The sequence below is a fragment of the Psychrobacter sp. CAL346-MNA-CIBAN-0220 genome (genome assembly GCF_040309805.1).
GTDB lineage: Bacteria > Pseudomonadota > Gammaproteobacteria > Pseudomonadales > Moraxellaceae > Psychrobacter.
Map to the genome: position 1 here is coordinate 152,824 of NZ_JBEOPF010000004.1, position 26,176 is coordinate 178,999.

General features: G+C 42.4%; 22 protein-coding genes and 1 pseudogene. 14 read left to right on the top strand and 9 right to left on the bottom strand.

What is annotated here, in order from left to right; genetic code table 11:
- Window positions 1-14 precede the first annotated feature (14 nt).
- The 8 genes from infB (at window position 15) to pnp (ending at window position 9,246) form a co-directional block, all read left to right on the top strand.
- The gene (gene infB, locus AAEY88_RS09610) at window positions 15-2,744 is read left to right on the top strand and encodes a translation initiation factor IF-2 (protein ID WP_350561820.1); all 2,730 of its coding nucleotides are present in this window, start codon (window positions 15-17) and stop codon (window positions 2,742-2,744) included.
- A 208-nt stretch (window positions 2,745-2,952) separates the two neighbouring features.
- Complete coding sequence (locus AAEY88_RS09615) at window positions 2,953-3,342, top strand: ribosome-binding factor A (RefSeq protein WP_350561822.1); 390 nt, start codon at window positions 2,953-2,955, stop codon at window positions 3,340-3,342.
- Between the two features lie 9 nt (window positions 3,343-3,351).
- Window positions 3,352-4,464, top strand: coding sequence for a tRNA pseudouridine(55) synthase TruB (gene truB / locus AAEY88_RS09620; RefSeq protein WP_350561824.1), 1,113 nt, complete (start codon window positions 3,352-3,354; stop codon window positions 4,462-4,464).
- Window positions 4,465-4,800: 336 nt separating this feature from the next.
- Complete coding sequence (locus AAEY88_RS09625) at window positions 4,801-5,328, top strand: type 1 glutamine amidotransferase domain-containing protein (protein ID WP_350561826.1); 528 nt, start codon at window positions 4,801-4,803, stop codon at window positions 5,326-5,328.
- Window positions 5,329-5,386: 58 nt separating this feature from the next.
- Entirely contained in the window at window positions 5,387-5,548 is a 162-nt protein-coding gene (locus tag AAEY88_RS09630; RefSeq protein WP_350561828.1) for a hypothetical protein, read from the top strand.
- Window positions 5,549-5,660: 112 nt separating this feature from the next.
- Complete coding sequence (locus AAEY88_RS09635) at window positions 5,661-5,846, top strand: hypothetical protein (RefSeq protein ID WP_350561830.1); 186 nt, start codon at window positions 5,661-5,663, stop codon at window positions 5,844-5,846.
- 347 nt (window positions 5,847-6,193) lie between these two features.
- A complete protein-coding gene (rpsO, locus tag AAEY88_RS09640; RefSeq protein WP_350561832.1) occupies window positions 6,194-6,460 on the top strand; it encodes a 30S ribosomal protein S15 in 267 nt (88 codons plus the stop codon).
- A 689-nt stretch (window positions 6,461-7,149) separates the two neighbouring features.
- The gene (gene pnp / locus AAEY88_RS09645; protein ID WP_350562067.1) at window positions 7,150-9,246 is read left to right on the top strand and encodes a polyribonucleotide nucleotidyltransferase; all 2,097 of its coding nucleotides are present in this window, start codon (window positions 7,150-7,152) and stop codon (window positions 9,244-9,246) included.
- Window positions 9,247-9,616: 370 nt separating this feature from the next.
- On the opposite strand, the pseudogene AAEY88_RS15840 reads toward pnp, so the two are convergent.
- Window positions 9,617-9,685 (bottom strand): annotated as a pseudogene (locus AAEY88_RS15840) (manganese efflux pump MntP); the annotation flags it as partial.
- 269 nt (window positions 9,686-9,954) lie between these two features.
- Between AAEY88_RS15840 and AAEY88_RS09650 the strand changes: the two are divergent.
- Window positions 9,955-11,214, top strand: coding sequence for a ferredoxin reductase family protein (locus tag AAEY88_RS09650; protein ID WP_350561834.1), 1,260 nt, complete (start codon window positions 9,955-9,957; stop codon window positions 11,212-11,214).
- Between the two features lie 541 nt (window positions 11,215-11,755).
- On the opposite strand, the gene AAEY88_RS09655 is transcribed toward AAEY88_RS09650, so the two are convergent.
- The 5 genes from AAEY88_RS09655 to AAEY88_RS09675 all read right to left on the bottom strand — a co-directional run bounded on the left by AAEY88_RS09655 (window position 11,756) and on the right by AAEY88_RS09675 (window position 17,153).
- Window positions 11,756-12,244: a M48 family metallopeptidase gene (locus AAEY88_RS09655; RefSeq protein ID WP_350561836.1), complete on the bottom strand. Its 489-nt coding sequence runs from the start codon at window positions 12,242-12,244 to the stop codon at window positions 11,756-11,758.
- 135 nt (window positions 12,245-12,379) lie between these two features.
- Window positions 12,380-13,567: an FAD-dependent oxidoreductase gene (locus AAEY88_RS09660; protein WP_350561838.1), complete on the bottom strand. Its 1,188-nt coding sequence runs from the start codon at window positions 13,565-13,567 to the stop codon at window positions 12,380-12,382.
- Window positions 13,568-13,637: 70 nt separating this feature from the next.
- Complete coding sequence (locus AAEY88_RS09665) at window positions 13,638-14,321, bottom strand: cupin domain-containing protein (RefSeq protein ID WP_350561840.1); 684 nt, start codon at window positions 14,319-14,321, stop codon at window positions 13,638-13,640.
- Window positions 14,322-14,658: 337 nt separating this feature from the next.
- On the bottom strand, window positions 14,659-14,916 hold the full coding sequence (locus AAEY88_RS09670) for a hypothetical protein (protein ID WP_350561842.1): 258 nt from the start codon (window positions 14,914-14,916) through the stop codon (window positions 14,659-14,661).
- Window positions 14,916-17,153, bottom strand: coding sequence for a M3 family metallopeptidase (locus tag AAEY88_RS09675; RefSeq protein ID WP_350561844.1), 2,238 nt, complete (start codon window positions 17,151-17,153; stop codon window positions 14,916-14,918). The genes AAEY88_RS09670 and AAEY88_RS09675 overlap by 1 nt, the downstream gene beginning before the upstream one ends.
- 592 nt (window positions 17,154-17,745) lie before the next feature.
- Between AAEY88_RS09675 and AAEY88_RS09680 the strand changes: the two genes are divergently transcribed.
- The 5 genes from AAEY88_RS09680 (at window position 17,746) to AAEY88_RS09700 (ending at window position 22,226) form a co-directional block, all read left to right on the top strand.
- Window positions 17,746-18,858 (top strand): hypothetical protein, encoded by a 1,113-nt coding sequence (locus AAEY88_RS09680; RefSeq protein WP_350561846.1) that lies wholly within the window; start codon window positions 17,746-17,748, stop codon window positions 18,856-18,858.
- Between the two features lie 183 nt (window positions 18,859-19,041).
- A complete protein-coding gene (locus AAEY88_RS09685) occupies window positions 19,042-19,851 on the top strand; it encodes a glutathione S-transferase N-terminal domain-containing protein (RefSeq protein ID WP_350561847.1) in 810 nt (269 codons plus the stop codon).
- Between the two features lie 242 nt (window positions 19,852-20,093).
- Entirely contained in the window at window positions 20,094-20,852 is a 759-nt protein-coding gene (locus AAEY88_RS09690; protein WP_350561849.1) for an endonuclease/exonuclease/phosphatase family protein, read from the top strand.
- A gap of 130 nt (window positions 20,853-20,982) precedes the next feature.
- On the top strand, window positions 20,983-21,990 hold the full coding sequence (locus tag AAEY88_RS09695) for an NADP-dependent oxidoreductase (protein WP_350561851.1): 1,008 nt from the start codon (window positions 20,983-20,985) through the stop codon (window positions 21,988-21,990).
- A gap of 38 nt (window positions 21,991-22,028) precedes the next feature.
- A complete protein-coding gene (locus AAEY88_RS09700; protein ID WP_350561853.1) occupies window positions 22,029-22,226 on the top strand; it encodes a hypothetical protein in 198 nt (65 codons plus the stop codon).
- A gap of 36 nt (window positions 22,227-22,262) precedes the next feature.
- On the opposite strand, the gene AAEY88_RS09705 is transcribed toward AAEY88_RS09700, so the two are convergent.
- From AAEY88_RS09705 to AAEY88_RS09715, 3 genes are all read right to left on the bottom strand, one after another.
- On the bottom strand, window positions 22,263-22,997 hold the full coding sequence (locus tag AAEY88_RS09705; protein ID WP_350561855.1) for an alpha-ketoglutarate-dependent dioxygenase AlkB: 735 nt from the start codon (window positions 22,995-22,997) through the stop codon (window positions 22,263-22,265).
- A 71-nt stretch (window positions 22,998-23,068) separates the two neighbouring features.
- Window positions 23,069-23,953, bottom strand: a complete 885-nt coding sequence (locus AAEY88_RS09710) for an alpha/beta hydrolase (protein WP_350561857.1) — start codon at window positions 23,951-23,953, stop codon at window positions 23,069-23,071.
- 48 nt (window positions 23,954-24,001) lie between these two features.
- The gene (locus tag AAEY88_RS09715; RefSeq protein WP_350561859.1) at window positions 24,002-25,915 is read right to left on the bottom strand and encodes an ABC transporter ATP-binding protein; all 1,914 of its coding nucleotides are present in this window, start codon (window positions 25,913-25,915) and stop codon (window positions 24,002-24,004) included.
- Window positions 25,916-26,176 lie beyond the last annotated feature (261 nt).

Genomic DNA, 26,176 nt, shown 5'->3' on the forward strand with positions numbered 1-26,176 from the left:
GTAGGTGATAATCAATGGCAGATAAGACCGTCAAAGAACTGGCAGAAATGGTAGGCAAAACCGCAGTGGCTGTACAGCAGCAACTGCAGGATGCTGGGCTGCCTGCTCGTGGGGAGGATGACTCAGTCACCGAACTTGAGCAAGAGAAGTTAGTGGCGTATTTAAAACAAAGTCATGGCCAGCACGAAAAGCGCCGTATTAGCCTAAAATCTAAAACGACCAGTACTGCTCGCGTGACTGGCTCTTCAGGTAAATCTAAGAGCGTTAACGTTGAAGTACGTAAAAAGAAAGTCTTTGAGAAGCCGGATCCAGAAAAAATGGCTGAAGAATTGGCTGCGCGTGAACAAGCGATGATTGAGTCGCAAGCTCGTGCTGCCAAAGAAGCTGAAGACCGTGCTGCTACTAAGAAAAAATCCGAAGAGCGTCAAGCGGTAACTTTAGCAGCAATGCGTACCAGTCTAGGCTCTAGTAAAAGCTCAGAAGGTAAGAACGTTAAAGCTTCTACTTCTTCAGTAGTGGTCAAAAAAGGCGGTAAACCTGCTGTTGAGATCAAAACTAAAGAGAAAGAAAAGAAAAAAGTTGCAGCTACTAAGCCGAAAGTCGAAACGGCAGCTGAGCGTAAAGCCCGTGAGGTTCGTGAAGTAGAAGAAAATCGTCTACGTCAAATCGAAACAGAAACTCGCCAAGCGCAAGCTAAAGAGGCGCAAAAACGTACCATTGAGCAAATGCGCAAAATGGCCGGTAAATATACCGATCGTGAGCCTGTCACTGAAGTGCGTAAAGACGAACCACTAGCCGAAGGCTTAGTGGGTGATGCATTAGAAGAATCGTTTGAAAAAGAGCGTCGCGAGATAAAGCGTGGTGCAAGCAGTACTGGTGCTCGCGGTCGCCGCCGTAAGAACCAAGATGAGCGTGAGATGAAAAACCGTAAAAACGGTTTACGTTCAACGCAAGCATCGCAACATAAGTTTGAAAAACCGGTCGAAAGAATCGTTTATGACGTTGAGATTAGTGAGCAAATTGCAGTAGCAGATCTTGCTCAGCGTATGGCGGTTAAAGCTCGTGAAGTTACTAAATTACTGATGAAAATGGGTGAAATGGCTCGTGAGTCAGATACTATTGATCAAGCGACAGCCAGTCTGATCGTTGAAGAAATGGGCCATAATCCAGTACCAGTGAGTGATACTAAGGTTGAAGACGATCTTCATAGTGCCGTTGATGAGCGTAGCAGCAATGTACAATCGCGCCCACCAGTGGTTACTATCATGGGTCACGTTGATCATGGTAAAACCTCATTGCTAGATAAGATTCGCGAAACCAAAGTTGCTACAGGTGAGGCCGGTGGCATTACCCAGCACATTGGTGCTTATCATGTGAAAACGGATCGCGGAGTCATTACTTTTCTTGACACCCCAGGTCATGCTGCCTTTAGTGCGATGCGTTCACGTGGTGCCCAAGCGACTGATATCGTGGTACTTGTAGTGGCAGCTGATGATGGTATGATGCCGCAAACTGAAGAAGCGATTGATCATGCTCGTGCTGCTGGTACGCCAATTATTGTTGCTATCAACAAAATGGATAAGCCAGGCGCTGATCCAGATCGCGTGTTGAATGAATTGACCGCAAAAGAAGTGGTATCAGAGGAGTGGGGCGGCGATACGCCAATGGCGCGTATCTCAGCTAAAACTGGTGAAGGTATCGATGAGCTTTTAGAGTATATTAGCTTGCAAGCGGAGCTGATGGAATTAGAAGCGCCGCTAGATGGTGCTGCTCAAGGTGTGGTTATTGAGTCAAGACTTGATAAAGGCCGTGGCCCTGTCGTTAGTGTGTTGGTCAAAAAAGGTACCTTGAAGCAAGGCGATTTGGTATTGGCTGGTGAATACTACGGTAAAGTCCGTGCCATAGTTGATGAGCATGGTCAACGAATTCAGTCAGCAGGTCCCTCTATTCCAGTTGAGATTTTAGGCTTGCCTGACACCCCAGCTGCAGGTAGCGAGTTCTTAGTCGTTACTGATGAGAAAAAAGCCCGTGAAGTCGCTGACTTTAGAACCAACCGTGAGCGCGAGCGTCAGCTTGAACGTCAGAACAAAATGCGCTTAGAGAGCATGTTTGAGCAGATGGAACAAGGGGATGTATCGTTCTTGAATATCGTCCTAAAAACCGATGTTCGTGGTTCGCTTGAAGCGTTACTTTCTGCATTAGATGAGTTATCTACTGATGAAGTTAAAGTAAGAGTTATTAGTTCCGGTGTCGGTCCTATCTCTGAGTCTGATGTGACTTTAGCAGAATCTAGTGAAGCTGTACTGTTAGGCTTTAACGTTCGTGCAGACAGTACCGCCCGCCGTAAAGCAGATGCTGCTAGCATGGACATCCGCTATTACAGCGTTATCTATGGCTTGATCGACGATGTTAAAGCAGCCATGAGTGGTATGCTTGCTCCTGAACATCGTGAGAAAATCTTGGGTGTTGCTGATGTTCGTGAAGTCTTCCGCTCTAGTAAATTCGGTGCAGCTGCCGGTTGTATGGTGGTTGAAGGCACAATTTATCGCAACAAGCCTATTCGCGTATTGCGTAACGACCAAGTTATCTTTACCGGACAGCTACAATCATTACGTCGCTATAAAGAAGATGTCAACGAAGTACGCACTGGTATGGAATGTGGTCTTGCCGTTCGAGGCTATAACGTTGAAGCAGGTGACAAAATCGAAGTCTTTGAAATTCAAGAATTCGAGCGTACTATTTAAGCACGCGATAAGCCTAATCAGCTGAGCATCTTTAGCATTGCTGACTGATATCATGCTGTATTTAGGCCTAACAGGTTCATCCTGCTAGGCCTTTTTTATTGTATATTACAAACAACGCCTTTATTAAAAATTATTTTTGCTTGTAATTACTACTATTAAATTAGAATTAAACTATTATTAAATTATTATTAAAAAACAGGATAATAATATGAACCAACGCCTACAACGGTTAGCTGATCAAATTCAGCGTGAGCTTGCTGTCCTTATTCGTGATGAAGTTAATGATCCACGTCTGACTGGTTTTGTGACCATCTCTAGTGTTAAAGTCAGTCCTGATTTAGGCTATGCAGATATTTATGTCACTATTATGGAACCTGAGCTTAATGATGCCATGAGCAAATCCAACCATGAACCTAGCGTGCAAGTTTTAAATAAAGCAGCTGGATTTCTGCGTACTGAGCTCAGCCATAGCCTAAAAACACGTACCACCCCGCGCTTACGTTTTCATTATGATGAAGTCACTGCCCGCGGTAATTATATGATGGATCTGATTAATCAGGCTGTCACCAAAACTGAGCAAAACGAAACAGACGAGTAGTGTACCTTTATGTCTTTAGTGTCAGCTGACCCGCCTAATTCTGCCGAGCAATCTATCGAACGACTTGCTAAAAAACCCGTTAAGCAACCAACCAAGCAAAAGGTTTCAGGTGTTATCTTAATTGATAAGCCAATGGGTATGACATCACAGCAAGTAGTGTCAAAAGTTAAATATTTATTTAAATCACCGGCGTATGACAGTAAAAAGGCAGGTCATACCGGAACCTTAGATCCGATGGCAACTGGTCTGCTGCCCATTTGTTTGGGTGAGGCGACCAAATTTAGTCACTATCAGCTTGATGCAGATAAATCCTATCAAGCGACAATATTGCTTGGTCAGCAGACAGATACTGGAGATGCTGACGGACAGGTGGTTGCGCAGGCCGCTATACCTAAGTTTGATGAGGCACAACTAAAAAGTATTGCTCAACAGTTTTTTGGTGCGCAGCAGCAAGTGCCACCAATGTACTCTGCCTTAAAAAAAGACGGTAAAAAGCTCTACGAATATGCGCGGGCGGGGATAGAAGTTGAGCGTGCGCCAAGAGATATTGTGATTAAAGCTATTGACTTAACAGGGCTTGATGATGAGCAGGTTCAGCTAACTGTCACCTGTACTAAAGGTACTTATGTGCGTGTATTGGCAGAAGATATTGCTAAAGTATTAGGGACACTAGGTCATTTAACGGCTTTACGTCGTTTTCGAGTCGGTGACTTTCGGCTTGATAATGCCATTACATTGGTAGAGTTAGAAGATCAAGTACTAGATGGCCGGATGGCGCACTTGTTACCAGTAGATGCGTGCGTAAATATCGAGGCCGAACTGATATTGACAGTGGCGCAATGTACGCGTGTTCGCCAAGGTCAACGTTTAAATGTATTTGACCAGCTTACAGCTACGTTGCAAGATTATATTTTGAATACCCTTCAGACAATGCTAGTAGAAAAGGAAGCAGCCACTGTCACTCAAAATCCGGATGATGACAATCGAGACAGTTCAGAGCCATTGTTAGAGCATGAGCAACCTGTAGATATTCGTCTAATAAACGAACAGGGACAGTTCATCGGCTTGGGTGCAGTCAGTCTTAATGGACGCTTACAACCTAAAAAAATAATTCATTTATAGCCTATTGAGATGATTAGTCCTATAAAATTAGTTCGATGTGACTTGCCTAGATTTTAATGATTTACTAATGCTTTACATTAATCACATACCGTCACATTTTATTGCAGGTTTCCCCTATGGTGGAACCTGTTTTTTTTATACACTTATTTTTAGTCCACTAGGTAAAGTGGTATCAGTACTAAAAGTAAATAATAAATTGATAATAAAGCTTCATAAGAATAATAATTTAATAATAAGAAATAGCTATAAGCATAACTTGAATAAGGGTTACACGCTAAAAATTTCTAGAAATATACCCCAATTTGAAATTTAACTTATACGAGTATAAGGAATATTATGAAAACGATTACTTTCTTACTACATAATAACTTTGAACAAGCAGAATATGAAGACGTTAATAATCAATTAAAAGACAAAAGCTATAAGACAATCTTGATCACCACTAATGATGATAGGCAAGTCCAAGCTATGAATCAAGATGTCGACAAAGGCGATACCTTTACAGCGGATATCTTTGCAAAAGATGCGAAACCTGAAGAGTACGATGCTCTAGTGATACCAGGTGGTACTGTAAATGCTGATACTATACGGGGCAACAAAGAAGCGCATAATATAATTAATGCTATTAATGATGCAGGTAAACCCCTAGCTTTAATTTGTCATGCGCCTTGGATACTTATCAATACTGGAATCGCCAAAGGAAGAACTTTAACGGCTTATCAATCTTTGCAAACAGATCTAGAGAATGCGGGTGCAACTTTTGTGGATAAGACGGTACAGACCGATGGTAACTTAATTACTTCACGCAATCCTGATGACATTAAGAACTTTGTTGAGGCTATCGACAAGGCTTTATCGGTATAAACATAAGCAATTTATATTGATTTAAAACACTTACTCATAACGAAAAAAGGAAATTACTATGGCACAGCCCAACCCAAACGATACTAAAATTGAGCAAGAACGTTCTGAAGCAGCGACTGCGTCTCTAAAAAATCAAACTGAAAGTAATTATTCAGAAGATACCGAAGAAGCAGCGGATCGTATCGCTGATAACGCAGAAGATGCCAAGAAAAAGAAATAAAAGTTAACCTCTATTTCTAATCAATTTTTTAACCAGAAATGCTAACTGTTCAAACAGTTGGCATTTTTAACCCTAAAAACCTTAATAGTAAAAATATACTAGAGGAGATTTCATGGATAAGTCAAAGAAAGAGTTGGATCAGCAAGAACAGACAATAAAAAAGCGAGCAGATGATATTAATCCTAGTGAGGATATTTTTCCTGATAGTGTCGCTGAAGCAACGACCGTACCATTAGACGATGATGCACTTGGTGGCAATGCGACCGAAGATGATATAAAGAAAGACAAATATAAGTAAGCATTTTATTTATATAGAGTTGATTTAAACCTATTCATTTTAAAACTGTTGAAACTAATGCGGAAAACTGCTGCTAGTTCAGCAGTTTTTTGTTATAATCGCTATCAAGTTATAAACAAGTTTTTGTTTGAACGGTTAGCTGATCTTAATATTATTGAGCAGCTCTGCTCATCCCAGCGAAAATTGTTTAGCTCATACATTGTGCTTGCTCTTCACTAGGTCAACTCTAGTAATGCAGGGTTGTCCTGAATGGAGTGCAAGCTATTTTATTTACACTATTCTATCGTTCCATAACGGCTCAAACTTATTGAGTTACTTTGGAGCTTTTAGCATTGCCGGAGAAATTTATGCTAACTAATACTGATCGTGAACAAATCATCACTAAATACCAGCGCAGCGAAAACGACACGGGCTCACCTGAAGTGCAAGTGGCTTTACTAAGTGCACGTATCGATGATTTACAAAACCATTTTAAAGCACATAAAGCGGATCATCATAGCCGCCGTGGTCTTATCCGCATGGTTAGTACGCGTCGTAAACTGCTTGATTACCTAAAAGGCAAAGACTTAGGTCGCTATACCACAGTTATCAGCCAGCTTGGTCTACGTCGTTAAGTTAACGGCTGTTGCATAGGTAACAGTTAAGCGAGAAGGTTCTGAAAGTTTGTAGAATAAATCTGAAGGTTCTGAGAAAACTAACTTGCTGTTATCGACTTAAGATATGAGTAGTACAAAAACGGTGTGGAATAGTTTCACGCCGTTTTTTTTATGGCTATTACATTTAGGTGTCTTACTATATTTAGGTGCCTTACGCCGATGGTTTATGCAGATACTTTACCCAAAAACTCTGTAATAATTTGCTTATTGTGCATTAATACCACAAGACCAAACAGGGATAACTTGCAGTAAAGAATCACAGCATTCATTGAGTTCTGCAATTAATTGGTCAATGCTTATAAATCCCTGTAAAATAGTGCACTGTGAATTGGTATAGCATTATCTATGCCATAGTTACAAGTAATAATAGTCATAAATACTGGCAAAAAATAAAGTAAACCGTCCTATATATTTTATAAACTTGATAAAGAGTATGCAAGTATAGAGGTTTTACTAGTATTTATAATAAGTCGAATTTGAAGTACCAGAATGATGCAGTAGTACTATAGATAAATGTGTGATGGTAGCCTTACTTGTAAGTAGCGCTAGCCTACACAAAATTTTTTAACGACTGATAGCAGCCTGTTCGTGCAGCTGTTATTATTTTCGTCACTCAACATTAGGAAAATTATATGACAACTCCGACAATGTTTAACACCATTAAGCGTGAATTCCAATACGGTAACCAGCAAGTTATTCTTGAAACTGGCCGTATCGCTCGTCAAGCCAACTCAATCATGGTACACATGGGCGGCGTTTCTGTATTAGTCGCAGCAGTCGTTAAGTCTGAAGCGAAAGCAGGACAAAACTTTTTTCCTTTGACTGTTAACTATCAAGAAAAAATGTACGCTGCGGGTAAAATTCCAGGGGCTTATGGCAAACGTGAAGGCCGTGCTAGCGAGTTTGAAACCTTAACCTCTCGTTTGATTGACCGTCCAATTCGTCCATTATTCCCAGAAGGTTATCTGAATGAGATTCAAATTACCGCCACGGTTGTGTCATCAGACAAAACCCAATCTGCAGATATCGCAGCACTCATTGGTGCCTCAGCAGCGCTAGCTATCTCTGACGCGCCGTTTAACGGCCCTGTTGCTGGTGCACGCGTTGGCTTCATTAATGGCGAATACGTTTTAAACCCGACTCTTGAACAGCTTAAAGAGAGTGATCTGGACTTAATCGTTGCTGGTACCAAATCGGCAGTATTGATGGTCGAGTCTGAAGCTAAAGAGCTTTCAGAAGATCAAATGCTGGGCGCAGTACTATATGGCCACGAACAACAGCAGATTGTTATTGACAATATTGCCTCATTAGCAGCAGAAGTAGGCACCGCTAAGCAACAGTTCAGCGCTCCTAAGCATGATGAAGCATTAGAAGGCAGCATGAAAGAGCAGTTCGGCACGCAAGTTGCTGATGCTTATACCATCACTGATAAGCAAGAACGTTACACTAAGCTTGATGATATTAGACAAGCCGCTATTGATGCGCTTGCTGGTGATGCAGAGTCAGAAACTTATAGTAGCAAGGTCTCCGATCTTAAAGAAATCTACAACGATCTAAAATATCGTACGGTTCGTGACAATATTTTGTCTGGTAAGCCCCGTATTGATGGTCGTGACCTTGAGACCGTTCGCGCCCTTGATGTACAAGTAGGCGTATTACCGTTTACTCATGGTTCAGCGCTATTTACTCGCGGTGAAACTCAAGCATTAGTAACGACTACGCTTGGTAACAGTCGTGACGTCAATATGATTGACTCACTAGCCGGTACTATTCGTGACCATTTCATGCTGCATTACAACTTCCCGCATTTCTCAGTGGGCGAAACGGGCCGTGAAGGTATTCCTAAGCGTCGCGAAATCGGTCATGGCCGTCTAGCACGCCGTGGTGTACAAGCGATGCTTCCTGATAGCGAACGCTTCCCGTACGTCATCCGTGTGGTATCAGAAATCACTGAATCGAATGGTTCCTCTTCTATGGCTTCTGTTTGCGGCGCCAGCTTGGCATTGATGGACGCTGGCGTACCAATCAAAGCACCCGTTGCTGGTATCGCAATGGGCCTAGTTAAAGAAGGCGAGCGCTTTGCTGTCTTATCAGACATCTTAGGTGATGAAGATCATCTTGGTGATATGGACTTTAAAGTAGCGGGCTCTAAAGACGGTATCACCGCGCTACAGATGGATATCAAAATCGAAGGTATTACGCCAGACATCATGGAGCAAGCACTTAAACAAGCCCATGCTGGCCGTATCCATATCTTAGACGCGATGAATAAAGTACTGCCTGAGAGCCGTACCGAAATCAATGCCCATGCCCCTAACTATGCGGTTATCGAAATCAATCCTGACAAAATTCGTGAAGTTATCGGTAAAGGCGGTGCAACGATTCGTCAGCTAACTGAAGAAACGGGTGCGGTTATCGATATTGATGATGGCGGCACAATTCGCATCTTTGGCGAAAATAAAGCAGCAACCAAAGCGGCTATTAGTAAAATCGAAGCGTTGACTGCAGAAGTTGAAGTGGGTAAAATCTATGAAGGTACGGTCGCGCGTATCGTTGACTTCGGTGCTTTCGTTAACGTCTTACCAAACACTGATGGTCTTGTCCATATCTCACAAATCGCAGAAGAGCGCGTTGAGAATGTATCAGACTATCTAAAAGAAGGTCAAATCGTTAAAGTATTTGTCCAAGACGTTGATAACCGTGGTCGTATCAAGTTGACCATGAAAGGTATTGAGCAGAACTAAGCCTAGCTAAAGGCTTTTTTCGAAGTTAATATTGCACAGTCTTAATACTATAAAAACCGCTTTGAGCAATTTCTCAAGGCGGTTTTTTTATGGACTGAATATGATTTTACTAATAGATATAAATAAGTAATAAAGTATCATACTAAAAAATTGTGTTTTAACGATAGGCTAAAATTTGGACTATAAGGGTATCAAAACGAACTGTGGTTCTCTAGTTAGGACTCGAACCTTTGAATGTGAGCTATCATTTTCAATGATTTAAGTTATTTATGTCAGATCAGTGTATATAGCAGTGTACTTTTCAATATGAAATGGTGGCATCCCCGTCTTTTTAATTAATCGCTAAAAATTATTAAATATAAGATTGCCTTCAAACTACCCTGTTGACACCAATTGCTATCAACACCAAACCACCCAGAGCTTCAGCCCAATTGCCAAGCTAGGTTCATGACTGGCACCCTAGATAGACCTTTTCAGCAAACTAAGCATAGTAGAACCAAGCGCATAACCAATCATTAAGGCGCAGGCAGCGCCAAAGTAGAATATAAGTTTATTGATGGTAATACTTGTCTTTATTATATATCCCAGATGCAGCTTAAGAGTCAGTTAAGAATTAAACTGTATTATCATTCATGATTTTTCAATAAATGTAAACTTAGTAAATTAAGCTTTCTTAATTTTAATCAAATAATTTTTAGGGAGATTCTTATGGCTGTAAAGGCTTGGCAAGCTATCAGTAGCATCGTGTTAATTACTTCAGTCACTGTACTTATGCAAATCCCCTCCGAAACGTGGGCCACAACGGCAACAGCCAGCTTGATACTGGGTGCCTCAGCTTTAGCATGTATGGCAAGCTCATGCATACTTGCTAGTCGTTGGCATGGCATTGAATGGTCATTTGGTGGTCTGGACAGAGTTTATGAGGCTCATAAATGGATCGCCATATGGGCACTTGTTTTCGCCGCCTATCATTTCGTTTTTAAAGCCGAACTTGACTCCTGGGACCTTGCTTCTATTCTGGAATTGCCTAAGGATTGGACGCGTTTAGTGCGTCAACTCGGTCTTGTCGTGCTAGGTACGATTGTGCTGCTAGCGCTGAACCGAAATATCCCGTATGGCAACTGGCGTTGGTTGCATAAGCTCTCAGGCCCGCTTTTTCTGATCGTTATTCTGCATTGGCTGAGTATTAAGTCGCCAATCACATTGACTAGCCCAGCAGGTATTTGGTTGGCACTGCTTTGCTCTGTAGGCGTGCTTGCGGCGCTGTACAAAATAGTATTATATCCCTTCATCTCCAAAGCTGGCGAATACAAGGTAGCAGCCATATCCCATGGCAAAGCGGCTGTACACTTGGAATTTGAGCCGGTTCGTAATGGATTTCCATTCAAAGCGGGTCAATTCGCCTTTATCTCTCTTAAAGAATCAGGGTTGCAAGAGCCGCATCCATTTACTATAGCCAGCGCACATTCTGATACGGGACACATTCATTTCGTGATTCGAGAATTAGGCGATTATACGAAAAAGCTAAGTAAACAAGTCAAAGTAGGGATGTTGGCTAATGTTTATGCCCCTTATGGCAATTTTAAACGCCTGCCGAATGCAGAGCGTGAGATTTGGATTGGGGCAGGGGTGGGGATTTCACCCTTTATTTCTTGGCAGCAGGATAAAACTATTGGTCATTTTGAACGGGCCACTTTGGTTTATTGCTTCAATCCATCGCACGCTTTTCCTAGTGTTGAGCGCATGCAGGAAATAACAGACCAATCTGAACTCCAGTTCGTAGCCAACCCGAGTGGTAGTGATGCCATGGCCGAAACTATCCGCCACGCCGCTAGTGACGTTGATCCGAAGCAGGTTCAGATTAGTTTCTGCGGTCCGAAAGGGCTTTTACAAAAAGTGCGAGAATTAATGAAAGAAAATGGTATCCCCGCCAAAAATATTCATTATGAGTTCTTTGATTTTCGCTAAAAAGTATAATAATTGCCTTACTTGGTACAACCTGCTGTCTTAATTGAGAGCAGGTCTCGCGCATTGTTTCTGCTAGTCGAACTCCTACAGTATTATTAGAAATTCTAGTTTGTTGCTATAGTCAGTTCAAAATAAAAGGGAGTCGTTCATATCAGCGTGCTACTGGTATAAATTTTTCTTGCTTGCTGTTCGCATACGTGACAGAGGCTGCAAAAAATTCATACCAGCAACACGGTATCATTTTTAAATTGGATCGACTATATCCATGATAACTTGGCCACTTTATGTATGGATTTGTTTTAAGAATAAAGGTGCGCTTTTCTTAAAATTTATAGTTGATAATAGCGTATAGCCCAATGGAAAAAGCTAATTGTGTCTCTTAAGTCTATTTATAGTCCACTTAAAAATCACTGCTATAATGAAATCAGGCTGTTGAGATGATTATATTTATTAGATCTTACTTAAGCACTTGTTGCCATATTTATAGTGGCTAGCCGGAAAAAGGTTATTTTGTGATGACTGTTATTGTTATTGAGGCAGATTATAATTCACGCCACTGTAACCACAAGCGGGTATCTAGCTCAAATTGATGATAATCAGGTTCCATATGGCAGCACAATTGATAGAACGCTTTGTCATGCTCTTTTTCTTTAAAATGTGCTAACTCATGTACAACGATCATACGCAAAAACTCAGGTGGCGCTTCTTTGAATAAGCTGGCTACCGTGATGCTGTTATGTGATTTCAGCTTATTGCCTTGCACTCGAGATTGAAAGGTATGAATGCCCAACGCATCTTTAAGTACCTTTAGTTTACTGTTATAGCTGACTTGAGTAAGCGGACCACTTTTACGCATGTACTGATTTTTTAGCTCGTTTATATACTGATATAACGCTTTATCACTTTGTATTTGGTGCTTGTTAGGATAGCTTTTTTCAATATAATTCCCCAACCGACCACTACTGATTAGCATTCCTGCTTGGGTTTGAATCTGCTCGGGGTAATGAGCGATATATCGTAAAGTAGTCATCGGTTTTATCCTTTACATTTACATTAATATATATGATCAATTCCGTAAATATTAATTTGGGAGGTTTTAAAACCGCATCAAGCTCATTTATTATTGGTCAGAAACGACCTAGTTATGCAATTTTTAACCCCATAATCAGACACTGGGTAAATTAGAGCGTGCCGAAATCTTATCTGGTAGCATAGATCTAGGCGACTCAAGCAAGTTTTGCACACCGAAGCTTGCAGCCTCAATGGCACCCGCTGTATAACCAGAAAACTGCAGGGACCATTCGCTACCTATGCCAGTCAGGCAGTCTTTCCATACACCTGATGCCGCTTTGGCAGTAGGGGCTGACCCATGTTGACCATCACTATCAGCATCAGCTGTCGTCGCCGTAAATGGGTCTTGTGCCCAATCTTTAAGATACTCTGCCTGTGGTGAGTCTGCTTGCGTGCCAAATAGGCGAACTAATTGTGCGCGGCAATGTGCTTTTAGCAGGTCTTCAGAAACGCTTTGACGTACTTGAGCGGGAACTCCGAGGAAACCAAATAGTGCGCCACTGCTACCCATTATAGAGGCATCATGAATTTCATTAAGTGGCCCTAGCGCACTTCTAGCTGCTCCTGACAGGTCTTGCTCTCGCCAAAAAGGCCTGTCATAAATCGCAAAGTACTTGGCATGTGGCGCCATCCAAGTAGCCGTCTCACGCCATTGTTTGCTCAGATCTAGTGGTAAAGCGGGCGTAAATTCTATACTGGCTTCTGCCAAACGCGGCGGCAATGCGAGCAGCACATGTTGAGCTTGCCAAGTCGTCACTTGCCCAGACGAGTCTTTGCTGGCAAGCTCTATATACTGACCCCTGTTATTCAGCCGACGTACTATTTGGCCGGTGTGAACGCGTTTTTTATCGAGGCGACAATATAGGGCGTCAATCAAAGCGGCCATGCCACCGGTTAGACGCATTGAGGGCGGCGAGCTTTTATAGCCTTGTGTACGAATAGGGGCTTCGTTAGGAGCGCGCTCAACCATCATATCTCCCTCTTCAAATTGTGCAAAACTTTCCAGTTGCAACTCATTGATAAGATGACTCAATTGTTGCTGATAGTCAGGCCAAAACCAAGAAGGTCCCAAATCAAAGCTGTCTGTTACCGCCATTTCTGTAGTGTCAGAATTCGAGGGTTCCGAAGACTGTTTTTTAGCATGCTTGGCAGCGATAATGCGACCACCCAGCGTATCACGAGCTTCTAAAAGTATATAGTCAATGCCTTTCTGTTCTAATAAAAAAGCGGCATATAACCCACTTAAACCGCCGCCCACAATCGCAACCGGTATATTTTGCATGTTGAGTGTTCCCTGATTAATAGCCTCAATTAACGGATAGAAGTTTTTTTAGTATTACTGTGCACCAAACTTAGAAATTTTCAAAATCAATGTTCTCTATTTGAGCAAGGTGTCCAGTCTTTAGATAAATGGTGACACCTTCTGCACCGGCGTTTAACTGTGCAACTGAACCTACGGGCAGACGTATCCAGCTACCGCGCTTATAGGTTTGCTCTGCCTCTATTAATTCGCCTTCTATCACTAACAGTTCTGCACCTCCCACTATCTCAGTAGCGAATAATGCTACGCCCGCATTCAGCCGTTGCATGCTCACTTGCTCGTTATCGTTTGAGAATAAAGGACAGACTTGATGCTCTCCATGTTGTTGCCAGTTTGCTGTATTTTGGGTATCGATAACCACATGTTGATCTTCGTCTGGCAACATCTGCCAGAGTTTGACGAAGATAACAGCCCCTTCACGACTATAAGGTTTATGGCCTGATGTTGGCGGATTACGTAGATACCAACCTGCTGGATAATCTTTGTCATCTGCGGAAAAAGTGCCCGCCAATACCAAAATTTCCTCACCACCTGGATGTAAATGGTGTGGAAAATAAGAATCGGGTGCATAGCGTACGATACTAGTGGCACGGGCCTTTTCTTCGCCTATACGGTCGAGCATCACGCGCTCAACGCCATTTTGCGGTGAGTTCACCCATTGATAATCTTCAACTGCTAACGACGCCCGTTGTGAAAAATCTGCATTAATCAACATAAAGTATTTTCCATAAAAGATTAAGGGCTAATGTAGTTGATTCCAATAAAAATAAGCCTATTCAAAGGTAATGATATAGGCTGAGAAAACTGTAAAGATCAACTTGATGAGCTGAGCATTTATACAGGCACAAACGTATGGACCAAAAAACGCAGCATGGCAGAACAAAATTGTTACGGGGTAAGATCAAGTTTCAAATCGCCTATGATATGAATTGAAACTATCCATAGCAGTAGGCTGCATAAGTAGTAGTCATTATAGTTTAATTGCTACTACTTATTAATTATTAAGCAGACCGTTTTTGGTAGTAGGTTATGCAAGCACTACCACCGACTATTTAAGGCTTAAACTTCACCGTACCACTGGTGCCAGTCGCCATCGCATCACGGGTAAGCTGATCTTCAGCGTGATTTTTGGCACTAATAGCATCAGGCTCAGGACGGCGCTCTATATGACCGCAGTGAGTACATTCTATATACTCATCAGGCTCAGGTGACACTATCTGCACCTGTACCACTGCATCTAGGGTCTGACATTTAGGACAACGCACGCCAGATAAAAACTGGCGCTTGGGGCGGCTTGATTGATAACGCATTATATCGCCTCACGTTTGGTTTGCTCATTGTTTGCGTTATTATTTTTAGAATTGCTAAAGCCACTATGCCGTAATAAGGCATCAATGCTGGCACGACGACCGCGGAAGTTTTCAAAGTTAGTTTTGGCTGGTAAGCTGCCACCAACGGATAAAATGGTCTCACGAAACGCCTTGCCCGTTATAGGATTAAAAATACCTTCTTCTTCAAACTTACTGAACGCATCAGCTGATAATAGCTCTGCCCATTTATACGAGTAATAACCTGCGGCATAGCCACCGGCAAAGATATGACTAAAGCCATTGGCAAAGCGGTTATAGTCAGGGGTTTCCATAATGGCAATATCGGCACGGACAGTATTTAAGGTGTCTAGAATACCTTTATAATCGGGTATAGGCGTATGCGCATGAATCAGTAAATCAAACAGTGAAAATTCAATCTGGCGTAAGGTTTGCATGCCACTTTGAAAGTTTTTAGCGGCCAATAAAGCATCAAGCTTGTCTTTGGGTAATGGTTCACCAGTTTCAACATGACTGCTAATTAACGCGATACCTTCTGCATCCCACGCCCAGTTTTCCATAAATTGACTGGGTAGCTCGACCGCGTCCCATTCCACCCCATTAACGCCTGCGACATCGCCGACCGTTACTTGGGTCAATAGGTGATGGAGACCATGACCGAATTCATGGAACAAGGTCAATACTTCATCATGGGTGAGGAGGCTTGGTTTACCCTCCAGCGCTGGGGTAAAGTTACCAACCATAAAGCAAACCGGCAGTTGCTGATAGTTTTGCTGATCATGACTATAACGTGCTTGAAAGCCGCTCATCCATGCACCGCCACGCTTACCGCTACGAGCGAATAAATCAAAGTAAAAGCCGCCTATCAAAGTATCGTTCTTATCGAATAACTGATAAAAACGTACCTCATCATGCCAGCGCGAGATGCCTTTATCTGTATTATTATCTTCACTGTTGACATCAATATCAGTATCAATAGTAGCGTTATTTTGTTCGCGTACCTGAATGCCGTATAAACGCTCAACGATAGCAAATAATCCACTGATTACTTTGGGTAACGGGAAGTACGGGCGAATCTCTTCTTGTGATAAGCTAAATTTGCTTTGCTTCACCTTTTCGGCAATATAAGCACTATCCCACGGTTGTAATGACTCAATATCATAATCTTGCGCACATTCTTGTAGCTGCGCTAAATCCTGCTCGGCTGTAGGCGTTGCTTGCGTCGCTAGATTGCGCAAAAAGGTTTCAACTTCTAGCACACTATCTGCCATTTTGGTTGATAGTGACACCTCAGCATAATTAGTAAAGCCTAATAACTGGGCTTTTTGTTCGCGCAGTTGTAAGATTTGACTCATGATATCTGCGTTATTTAGTGACTCACCTTTAGCATTATTATGGCTATCAAATTCTGATGCGCGGGTTACATAAGCGCGATATAAAGTTTCACGTAGGCTGCGATCACTGGCATGAGTCATAATGGCGAGATACACTGGAATATTTAACGTCGCTACATAATAAGGAGTTGGCAGCTCGTCTAGCTTAGCTTGCGTGAGCGTGTTATTTGCCAATTCGCGAGCTTTGAATTGCTCGCCTGCATCGGCTAACAGTGCCAGGCCACTTTCAGTCAATCCTGCTAATTGATCTTGATTAAGCGGCAGCGCATAAGCTTGGGTTGCATCCAAAATATGATCAGAGAATGTTGCGGATAAAGTGGACAACTGACTTTGGATAGCAGCAAACTTATCCTGCTCAGCTTTAGGCAAGGCCACGCCTGACAACTCAAAACTCTGTAGCGCCAGCTCAATCGCACGCGAGCGCGCAGGCTCAAGTGTGGCAAAAAACTTTTGGTCGTTAACAATGGTTTGGTAGCGAGTAAATAGCGGCTGATGTTGCCCAACGCGCGTCCCATAAGCCGATAATCTAGGTAGCAGCTCATGATGGACATGACGAATCTCGTCATTACTCATTACGCCATTCAGGTGCGATAAAATACCCCAACTGCGATCCAATGCCAAGTTGATATGCTCAAATGCCATTACATCAGCCAGCGCTTGCTCGGCATTCATCTTATTAGCATCCTGATTGTCATCAATCATCACTGACAGCTGATCTAAGAAATTATTAGCTTGATCGATAGCAGTAGTTACTTGTGCCTGTAAGTTGCTGGGCGTTGCGGCGGCAAAGTCAACGAGGTGCAAGTCTGAAAGTAGAGTAGTCATAAAGAGGTCCAATAATAGTAAGTAGCAAGATTGAGTCGTGACAAGATTAAATAGTGAATAGGAAGATCAATAAATAAAATATTATTTATACTTAAATTTTATCAAAAGGATATGTATTTTAGGGGTGTGCATTCAATAAAAGCTAACTAAAAGATGGGTATGCTTGGATAAAAATACAACCCAGTCGTCTGTAGGCTTTTCATGAGTATCAGCTTTGTTAGTAGACATGACTTTATTAAGGATAGGTCTCATTGATAATCCTGCCTTATGTATCAATAACTCATTCACTCTATTGTTAGAGATAGCAAATAAAAGCCTGCCCTATACAACCATGATTACACAGTAATTATTACTTTGCTTACAAAGCGCCATCATTTGCTTGCAAACTAACCGTACAGCTATCAGGATGAAATTGTTAGCATCATAGGTATAGGATATATAAATTATAGATAATAAGAAGCAATATGCTTAGTAAGTAAGCATTATGGTTAATCCATTCTAAAATTTCTCAGCAACACAGCAAAGCAAGTTTTCAAATAAAATTAAAACCTATTATTAAAAATTTATCATTATAAAATAAGGAAAATAATCTATGAAAGCGACCCTCAAGAGTTTACGCGAGACTAAGGCCAACCCAGCAGTAAGTATTTTTGTTAAAACTCATCGTGAACATCCCGACAACGAGAAAGACCCTATTGCTCTAAAAAACCAACTAAAAGTTGTCGAAGAGCGTTTAACGACTGAATATGATAAGCGTACAGCGACTACGATTCTGGATAATATCCATGCTAAGACTAATGATCTCAATCATAATTATAATCTAGATACTTTAGCTATTTTTGCGAGTACTGATGATGTACAGATTGTACGCATGCCGATAGATACAACAGAGCGTGTGGTTATCTCAGACCGCTTTGCAACGCGTGATTTAGTGCGTGATATGGCCAGTGCCGTACATTATTATACCGTTGTTCTTACGCGCGAAAAGGCCCGTTTAATTGAGGCATCAAATGATCGTGTGGTAATAGAATTGGATAAAAATGACGATACCCAAAACCACATGGAAAGCATCCCATTCCCAATTGATAATAATGGCTTATATACCACTGGTGATGGTGGCTCTGATCGGTCAGCCTCTAAAGAAGACACTTATTTAAAAGAGTTTTTTAATCAGGTGGATAAAAGTGTGCAAGAGCTGTGGGGCGAGCATAAAATGCCGTTGGTTATCGTCGGTGACGCGCGCAATGTTAGCTACTACAAAGAAGTATGTGACCGTCCAGAAAATATCATTGCTACGGTATCGAACGCCACCGATCTTGAAGACGGTAGCGCCCAACATGTCATTGATAGTGTCCAAAAAGCGGTAGAAGAATATCGGACATCATTACATGAAGCAGCCTTAGGTGAGATTGATAAAGCTCGCGGCGCCAATATGTTAACAACCGATTTACAGGAAGTCTATCGTGCCGCTTATCAAGGTGCCGGTGAGACCCTGTATGTACGTCGCGGCTATATCCAGCCAGCTAAGATTGATGAAAAAGCGCAGACATTGAGCATCGTTGAAGATTCTGCTGCAGAAGGGGTAACGGACGATGCAGTTGGTGAAATCATTGAGCATGTAATCCATAACGGTGGCGAAGCAGTATTTATGCCCCAAGATATTATGGCGGCAGATCAACCAATCGCGTTGGTCACTCGCTACTAATAACTTGTAATAGAATAGGTAAGCGCAAAACAATAGAAGAGCATTGGTTCGATAAGAGTCAATGCTCTTTTTCGTTAATTATGCTCATTTTTAACGATTAACACCTTTAATGAGCACTGCTTTTATAATGACTATTAATCACCAACGTATATTAGTTACGACCAGATAATAAGGACGTTAACAATGATTATTCTAAATAATGCGCTTGGTTTTAGATTAAAAACTTTACAAGCGACGACCTCAACATTATTACGTGGGGGGCGAGGAAACATGGGTACACCAACACCTATGCAGCCCGAAAAATCATTGATTCTATATGAGCATGAAGCTTGTCCTTATTCACGCCGCATTCGCGAAGCTATGACTCATCTTAATTTAGACTATGAAAGCCGCCCAAGTCCCCATAAGGGTCATGTTTACCGTGATGAGCTCAAAGAATTGGCTGGCAAAGTACAAGTGCCGTTTTTAATTGATGAGAATACTGGAGACAAAATATTAGACTCGCAAGCAATCATTGATCATTTGTTTACAAATTATTCTAAAAAAGCCACTACACCGGAGAAATATCAGAAGCCTAATGGAGATAATGCCACTTTAATTAATAAAGCGACCAGTGCTGCATCTATGATGCGCGGTATCAAATCTGACTATCCGAAAAAGAATAAAGCCCGTGGTAAGCCCGATAAGCCCTTACATTTATATGGTTTTGAGGCCAGTCCTTTTTGTCGCTTAGTACGCGAAAAGCTTTGCGTACTTGAAGTTGGTTATATCAATCATAACGTCGCTCGTGAACAGATAGAGGATATCGGTGCATTCGGTATCCGTCTCAACCTGGGGCAGTATAAGCCCATAAAAGGTGGTAAACGTGAACGCATCATGAATGAGGTGATGGATGGCAAGCTACAATTTCCTTATCTCATCGATCCCAATACGGATACTAAGATGTTTGAGTCGCGAGATATTATCAATTATTTAGATAAAAACTATGGTTGATAGTGATGAGTGCTAGGACTGGTTGATAATAACGATTAATGGGCATTATGTTATTTGCTACACTGTTTTTGCCGTTGATGCTTTATGATAGACAGTTAACCGCTTAAAGTAACAACAATCGCGATGTCAGTTACGCTCTAGTAGTTGTTGTAAACGCTATCTTATTAGTAATTAAAACATCAATAATATAAACAATGACAACAATAACGATATCCAACACTTATCTTATGAATACTGAGTTTATGAATACTACAACCTCTTTTGTCCTGACCAGTTATAACATTCATAAAGGCATGTCGCCGATGAATCGCCAAGTTAAAATGCAAGGTATCGCCCAAGCATTGGACGAAGTAGGGTCAGATGTTCTGTGCCTGCAAGAGGTACAAGGACAAAATCTAAAGCGCAATATGCAATACAACGAGTATCCTGATCAGTCCCAACACGAATGGTTCGGGGAGTATTTGCAACTGGAAAACAGTTATGGAAAAAATTCAGAATACGAAAATGGTCATCATGGTAATGCCGTACTCAGCCGTTTTCCGCTAGATCCTAAGCATAATATCAATATAACAGTAAATAAGCTGGAGCAGCGCGGCGTCTTGCATTGTGAGGTACAGCCAGTAGGTTGGGACATGCCAGTAGTGGTATTGTGCGCGCATCTCAATCTATTTGAGCGTGATCGTCTCAAGCAATATCAGGCTATTAGTGATTATGTGCGTAATGAGATTGCCCCTGACCGGCCTCTGATTTTGGCTGGTGATTTTAACGACTGGAAAAAGTTATCTTGTGACAAGTTAGCCGGTGACCTCGGTATGATAGAGGCTTTCAAACACTGCCATGGTAAGCTGCTACCGACTTTTCCAGCCAAACTACCGGTGCTCAGCTTAGATCGTATTTATGTGCGTAACCTAACCGTTAGACGGGCGTGGGTACATGATGGTAAGCCGTGGTCAACGCTCTCGGATCATCTCCCTATTAGTGCCGAGCTGGCCTTAGCCTAATATATCTCCTCAAGCATATTTAAGCGCAAAACAAGCGCTATTCAGCAATATGGGCTATTAAGTAATACCCATAAGTAATAAGATAAAAAATACTCAATAAATAAACCAATGAATATAAGGATATTTGATAATGTCTAACGTTTCTAATCAACCGCTACCAAGTACCCAGCATGCCGTTCTAATCCGCGAATTTGGAGAGCCGGACGTCATGAATTTTCAAGATAATGTCAGTATGCCGGAGCTCACTGATGAGCAAGTACTGGTGAAAGTTGCTTATGCGGGTATCAACCCTGTTGATTATAAAACCCGTCAAGGTAAAGGCTGGGGCGCGGATAATATCCGTAAAAATAAATTCGATCAGGGTCAGCCTGCAATCCTGGGCTTTGATGTCTCAGGTGAAGTAGTCAGCAGTAATAGCGCTCAGTTTGTGGTCGGTGATAAAGTCGCTGCCCTTACCTTTGATGGCGGCTGTTATGCTGAATATGTGGCAGTAGATGCCAAGCTGCTTGCTAAAGTGCCAGAGGGAGTTACCTTAAAAGAAGCAGGCGCGCTACCTTGCATAGGACAAACGGCGCTACAGTTTATAGAGTTTGCTGATATCAAGAAAGGCGAGCATGTGGTGATGAACGCCCCAGCTGGCGGTGTTGGTCACCTATTGATTCAGTTATTGATGGAAAAAATAGCGCAAGATGGCATTAAAGTAACGGTCATTTGCTCACCAGAAAAGTATGCCAAACTTGATAAATTAATAGATAAAAACAAGCTTACTGGTTGGATTGACTATACTAAAGATGAAAAATTTCCTGACTTACAAGCCGATGTATTGCTTGATTTAGTCGGTGATAATGCGGGTGTGCGTGCGCTTAGCGTGCTCAAATCAGGGGGTCGCGTCAATGTATTACCCACTATTTGGGTTGATAAGCTCAAAGAGGCGGGCAATGAGAGAAGTCTGAGCGTGGCTGGATATGCGGCGCAGCGCAGCGGTCAAGATATGGCGCGTGTCTTACAGCAAATTGCTGATGGTAAGTTGATCTTACATATTCAGCACACTTATCCGCTGTCTGAAGTGGTAGAAGCCCACCGCGAGCTACAAAAAGGCGATACCTTTGGTAAAATTGTCTTAAATGCTTCTGCATAAAAATAGCTGCGTAAAAGATATTAAAAAGGGTAGATATAATGACTAAGCTACAGATTTTTACCCTTTGTGCGTGGGTACTTTATGTGCCTTATCACTTTATCATGCAGCAATGGGCGCAAGGGGTTATCGTACCTATTCGTATTGATCTCCTATTTATTTATCCGATGTTAGCATTGCTAACCCTGGCGGTTTTGATCCAGTGGTTAAGAAAGCAGTATAAATTAAGGCAGAGGTAAAGCCTCATGCCATTAGGGTTATTAAAACAAACATCGCTACACTGTCAGTATGCGCCGAAAGGTAAGGCTGATACGTCCATCAGCGACTTTTTTGGTCTTAGGGATGCTATGTTTCCAGTACTGCTGAGTTATGCCTGCCATCACAATCAATTTGCCAGACGTAAGATGAAGGGCCACTTTATCTTGTAATTCTTCATATTTAACAGGTTTATGCTTAAAAAGCATTTTTCGGGTTGCCCCTAACGATAAAGCCGCTATTAAGGGTTGCGCGCCCAGCTCCTTTTCATTATCAGCATGATAACCCATAGCCTCGCTGCCTGACGGATAGTAATTAAGCAAACAAGCATTAAAATAAGAGTGGTTTTCTTTATTAAATGAATTTCGTCTGACTGTATTATCTAAGTCACTATTATGACTAGCTTCAGCAGGGTTGAGCTTTAGCGCATGAATGCTATGTTCAATTATTTGTTTCACATGAAACACAATAGGGTGCCACTCTATTGCACTATGACTATGTCCAGAATATTGATAGCTTAAGCTTTTATCACCCATCCATACCATTTTTCGTTTGGTGATATGAGTCTTACCAAATAAGGTAACGATATCAGAGTGCCACGGTAAAGTCGTCAGCAGAGTTTGGTATAGGTCGTTATAAGTATCATTCATTTCACCGATATCTAACGGCCCCAAATCTAGCTGTCCTAAGTCATATAACTGGCCATCGTATGGTAATAGATTGTCAGTCGGGTTGGGTGTAAATAAATCATCCATCAGCTCAGACCTTTTTACTTTTATCGCATCGTTATATATCTTGGTTTTACTTTGATAATTGGCCTAATTAGTTAACATAGGAAATCTTTTAAAATAATACTCGCACATTGTTCAGGTGCTTCCATCGGTAGCAGGTGTCCATAATCGGGTAGGGAGATAATACATTCGGTAGGGACAAATTTTTGCCATTGCTTGCGCACTTTATCACTGATAAATAAGGTAGGCTTGCCGGTAATAAGGGTATAAGGACAGCGTACTTTTTTCAACGCATCGTCAATATAAGGCGTACCAAAATAATTGGCCAGTTCTTGCTCAGGGGCAAACAGCAAAGTATAGCTGCCATTATCTTGCTGCACCAAACTGTTTTTGGCGAACAGCTGCAGGTGCTCGTCACTGATACGTCGATAAGCTCGCTGAGTGCGCAGGTGCTCATAAAAAGCAGGCACACTTGGCCACGTAGCTTGTTTAGTCAAGGTGCTTTTAAAGGGTTCGCGAGTTAACTTTAGGGCGCGCGGCATCAAGTCATATAGCAGCGTTTGCGCCTTAGTAAAAGTCACCGGCTCAATGAGGTACAGCTGTGAGAACAGATCAGGGCGTTTAGCCGCAGCGATGGCAGTGGCGGTAGCCCCTTGAGAATGGCCAATACCGACAATAGGTATATCTTGGGTTTTTTCTAAAAACTCAATAAGCATGTCTGCATCTTGCGCGCGCGTTAGGCGGCGGCTGCTTGGCTTATCATACCAATAGCCACGCATCGCTAACGAGGTCAAATCAAAGCCGGTCGCAAGGTAGCTTAACAACGGTGAATAGGTGCCAACCGTAAAACCATTACCGCCATAAAAGTGCGCTGGCATACGAATGGTTGATTGTGAGTCTGTTAATTTATTAAGATGATTCAATGGATAGTAGCGCGCTTGTTGACCCTTGATAGCGATACTTTTTGCAAAAGCTTCCATAATAGTGACCCGTCCTGGTGTTTGTTAACGTAGAGTGGTTTTGGCCGCCTAGCTGTCTTCACCTAAGAAGCCGCCACTTTGACGGTGCCACAATCGCGCATAAACGCCATTCATAGCAAGGAGCTCATCATGGCTGCCTTGCTCAATAATATGGCCTTTATCCATCACCACCAGTCTATCGAGGGCAGCAATGGTGGATAAACGGTGAGCAATAGCAATAACGGTTTTGCCTTTCATAATGTCGTTTAAGCTTTCGGTAATGGCAAATTCAATTTCAGAATCAAGGGCGCTAGTGGCCTCATCCAATAACAAAATGGGCGCGTTTTTGAGCATCACTCGCGAGATGGCAATACGCTGACGTTGACCGCCGGACAGTTTGACGCCCCGTTCACCGACTTGGGTATCAAGACCAGTATTGCCTTTTTCATCGTATAAGTCTTCAATGAACTCCCAAGCTTGAGCTTGCTTGGCCGCGATCATGATTTCTTCGTCGCTGGCATCAGGGCGACCGTAGGCAATATTTTCGCGTACCGTACGATGTAGCAATGAGGTATCTTGGGTCACCATCCCAATTTGCTGACGTAATGACTCTTGAGTAACCTTGTCAATCGCTTGTCCGTCAATACAGATTTTGCCACTATCAACATCAAAGAAGCGCAATAGCAAATTAACCAAGGTCGATTTACCGGCACCTGAACGACCGACCAAGCCAATTTTTTCACCAGCTTTAATATCTAAATAAAAGTCATCGAGTAGTTTTATGTGCGAGGCGACAAGGGCCGTCGCGGCAGTGTTGACCTCATCGATTTTTTCGCCTTCAATATCACCGGTATTGCCATCACCCTCATAACTAAAATCGACATGGTCAAAGACGATATTACCATCGGTGACCACCAGCGCTTTAGCACCAGGTTTATCAACGATAGTTTGCGGCGCAGATAAGGTGCGCATGCCATCTTGTACTGTGCCGATACTTTCAAATAGGCTGGCCGTTTGCCACATAATCATGCGTGTTAGACCGTTTAGCCTGAGTGCCATCGCGGTCGCTGCAGCAATCGCACCGACGCCGACCGCACCCTGTTGCCATAGATACAAGCCAATCCCTGCGGTAGTGCTGACTAATATGACGCTAATAGTATGGTTAACGATTTCGAGTTGGGAGACCCAGCGCATTTGGGCATGCACGGTTCCCAAAAACTGCCCCATCGCATCTTTAGCATAGCTAAGCTCACGGCGTGAATGGCTGAATAGCTTTACCGTCATAATATTGGCGTAAGCATCAGTAATACGGCCAACCATCAGCGCACGCGCATCGGCCTGAACGACGGCAGTACGTTTGAGCCGAGGAATAAAAAACCACATCGTCAGCCCAAATAACACAAACCAAATTGCAAACGGTATCAATAAAAGACTGTCTAAATTAAATAAAATTACCCCAGTGGTGATGAAGTAGACGAGGACATACAGCAGCATATCAGTGACCGTCATCACCGTATCGCGTACCGCTAACGCCGTTTGCATGACTTTAGCGGAAACCCGACCAGAAAACTCATCTTGATAAAATTGCATGGATTGACTGAGCATCCGCTGGTGAAAACGCCAGCGCATCTGCATCGGAAACACCCCTTGAATCGCCTGAAAACGAATCAGCGAGGATAAGGAAATCCAGAAGGGACTAATAATCAGCACTGCCAGCATCAGCAGCAGCATATCGCCTTTTTCGGTTAATAGCGTTTGCGGCGTATAAGTACCCAACCAATCGACCAGATTACCAATCCATGCAAATAGCATGGCCTCATAAATCCCAATACCGGCGGACAGCATCATAAACAGGAACAGCCAGCCGCGCAAACCTTTGGTACATGCCCATAGGAATTTTATGAGGCCATTACGGGGCAGGGGCATTGGGGTGTCAGGAAAAGCAGACAGGCGGGATTCAAAAAAGCGAAATAGAGCATTCATAGGCAATAATAATACGTCAAGATGAACGCCATTAAACGTTATCTTGCACCGTTACTTGTGTTAGTAGAATAGCACTCTATTTTAGCAAAACTTCGCAATTGCGCCTGCATGGTAATTGTAATTTGAACGCAGCAGACACTATTTAGACTCCAATCCAGTACCTATTTGCTAAATGATAATAAAGTGATTGCTGTAAATTAAATACCTTGTTACATTCTATGTTTTTATTTTGATTAACCGGGTTGAGCTCAATAAAATTAA

Coding starts and splice junctions, on each gene's coding strand:
- infB (WP_350561820.1), top strand. CDS start 15: ATGGCAGATAAGACCGTCAAAGAACTGGCAGAAATGGTAGGCAAAACC.
- AAEY88_RS09615 (WP_350561822.1), top strand. CDS start 2,953: ATGAACCAACGCCTACAACGGTTAGCTGATCAAATTCAGCGTGAGCTT.
- truB (WP_350561824.1), top strand. CDS start 3,352: ATGTCTTTAGTGTCAGCTGACCCGCCTAATTCTGCCGAGCAATCTATC.
- AAEY88_RS09625 (WP_350561826.1), top strand. CDS start 4,801: ATGAAAACGATTACTTTCTTACTACATAATAACTTTGAACAAGCAGAA.
- AAEY88_RS09630 (WP_350561828.1), top strand. CDS start 5,387: ATGGCACAGCCCAACCCAAACGATACTAAAATTGAGCAAGAACGTTCT.
- AAEY88_RS09635 (WP_350561830.1), top strand. CDS start 5,661: ATGGATAAGTCAAAGAAAGAGTTGGATCAGCAAGAACAGACAATAAAA.
- rpsO (WP_350561832.1), top strand. CDS start 6,194: ATGCTAACTAATACTGATCGTGAACAAATCATCACTAAATACCAGCGC.
- pnp (WP_350562067.1), top strand. CDS start 7,150: ATGTTTAACACCATTAAGCGTGAATTCCAATACGGTAACCAGCAAGTT.
- AAEY88_RS09650 (WP_350561834.1), top strand. CDS start 9,955: ATGGCTGTAAAGGCTTGGCAAGCTATCAGTAGCATCGTGTTAATTACT.
- AAEY88_RS09655 (WP_350561836.1), bottom strand. CDS start 12,244: ATGACTACTTTACGATATATCGCTCATTACCCCGAGCAGATTCAAACC.
- AAEY88_RS09660 (WP_350561838.1), bottom strand. CDS start 13,567: ATGCAAAATATACCGGTTGCGATTGTGGGCGGCGGTTTAAGTGGGTTA.
- AAEY88_RS09665 (WP_350561840.1), bottom strand. CDS start 14,321: ATGTTGATTAATGCAGATTTTTCACAACGGGCGTCGTTAGCAGTTGAA.
- AAEY88_RS09670 (WP_350561842.1), bottom strand. CDS start 14,916: ATGCGTTATCAATCAAGCCGCCCCAAGCGCCAGTTTTTATCTGGCGTG.
- AAEY88_RS09675 (WP_350561844.1), bottom strand. CDS start 17,153: ATGACTACTCTACTTTCAGACTTGCACCTCGTTGACTTTGCCGCCGCA.
- AAEY88_RS09680 (WP_350561846.1), top strand. CDS start 17,746: ATGAAAGCGACCCTCAAGAGTTTACGCGAGACTAAGGCCAACCCAGCA.
- AAEY88_RS09685 (WP_350561847.1), top strand. CDS start 19,042: ATGATTATTCTAAATAATGCGCTTGGTTTTAGATTAAAAACTTTACAA.
- AAEY88_RS09690 (WP_350561849.1), top strand. CDS start 20,094: ATGAATACTACAACCTCTTTTGTCCTGACCAGTTATAACATTCATAAA.
- AAEY88_RS09695 (WP_350561851.1), top strand. CDS start 20,983: ATGTCTAACGTTTCTAATCAACCGCTACCAAGTACCCAGCATGCCGTT.
- AAEY88_RS09700 (WP_350561853.1), top strand. CDS start 22,029: ATGACTAAGCTACAGATTTTTACCCTTTGTGCGTGGGTACTTTATGTG.
- AAEY88_RS09705 (WP_350561855.1), bottom strand. CDS start 22,997: ATGGATGATTTATTTACACCCAACCCGACTGACAATCTATTACCATAC.
- AAEY88_RS09710 (WP_350561857.1), bottom strand. CDS start 23,953: ATGGAAGCTTTTGCAAAAAGTATCGCTATCAAGGGTCAACAAGCGCGC.
- AAEY88_RS09715 (WP_350561859.1), bottom strand. CDS start 25,915: ATGAATGCTCTATTTCGCTTTTTTGAATCCCGCCTGTCTGCTTTTCCT.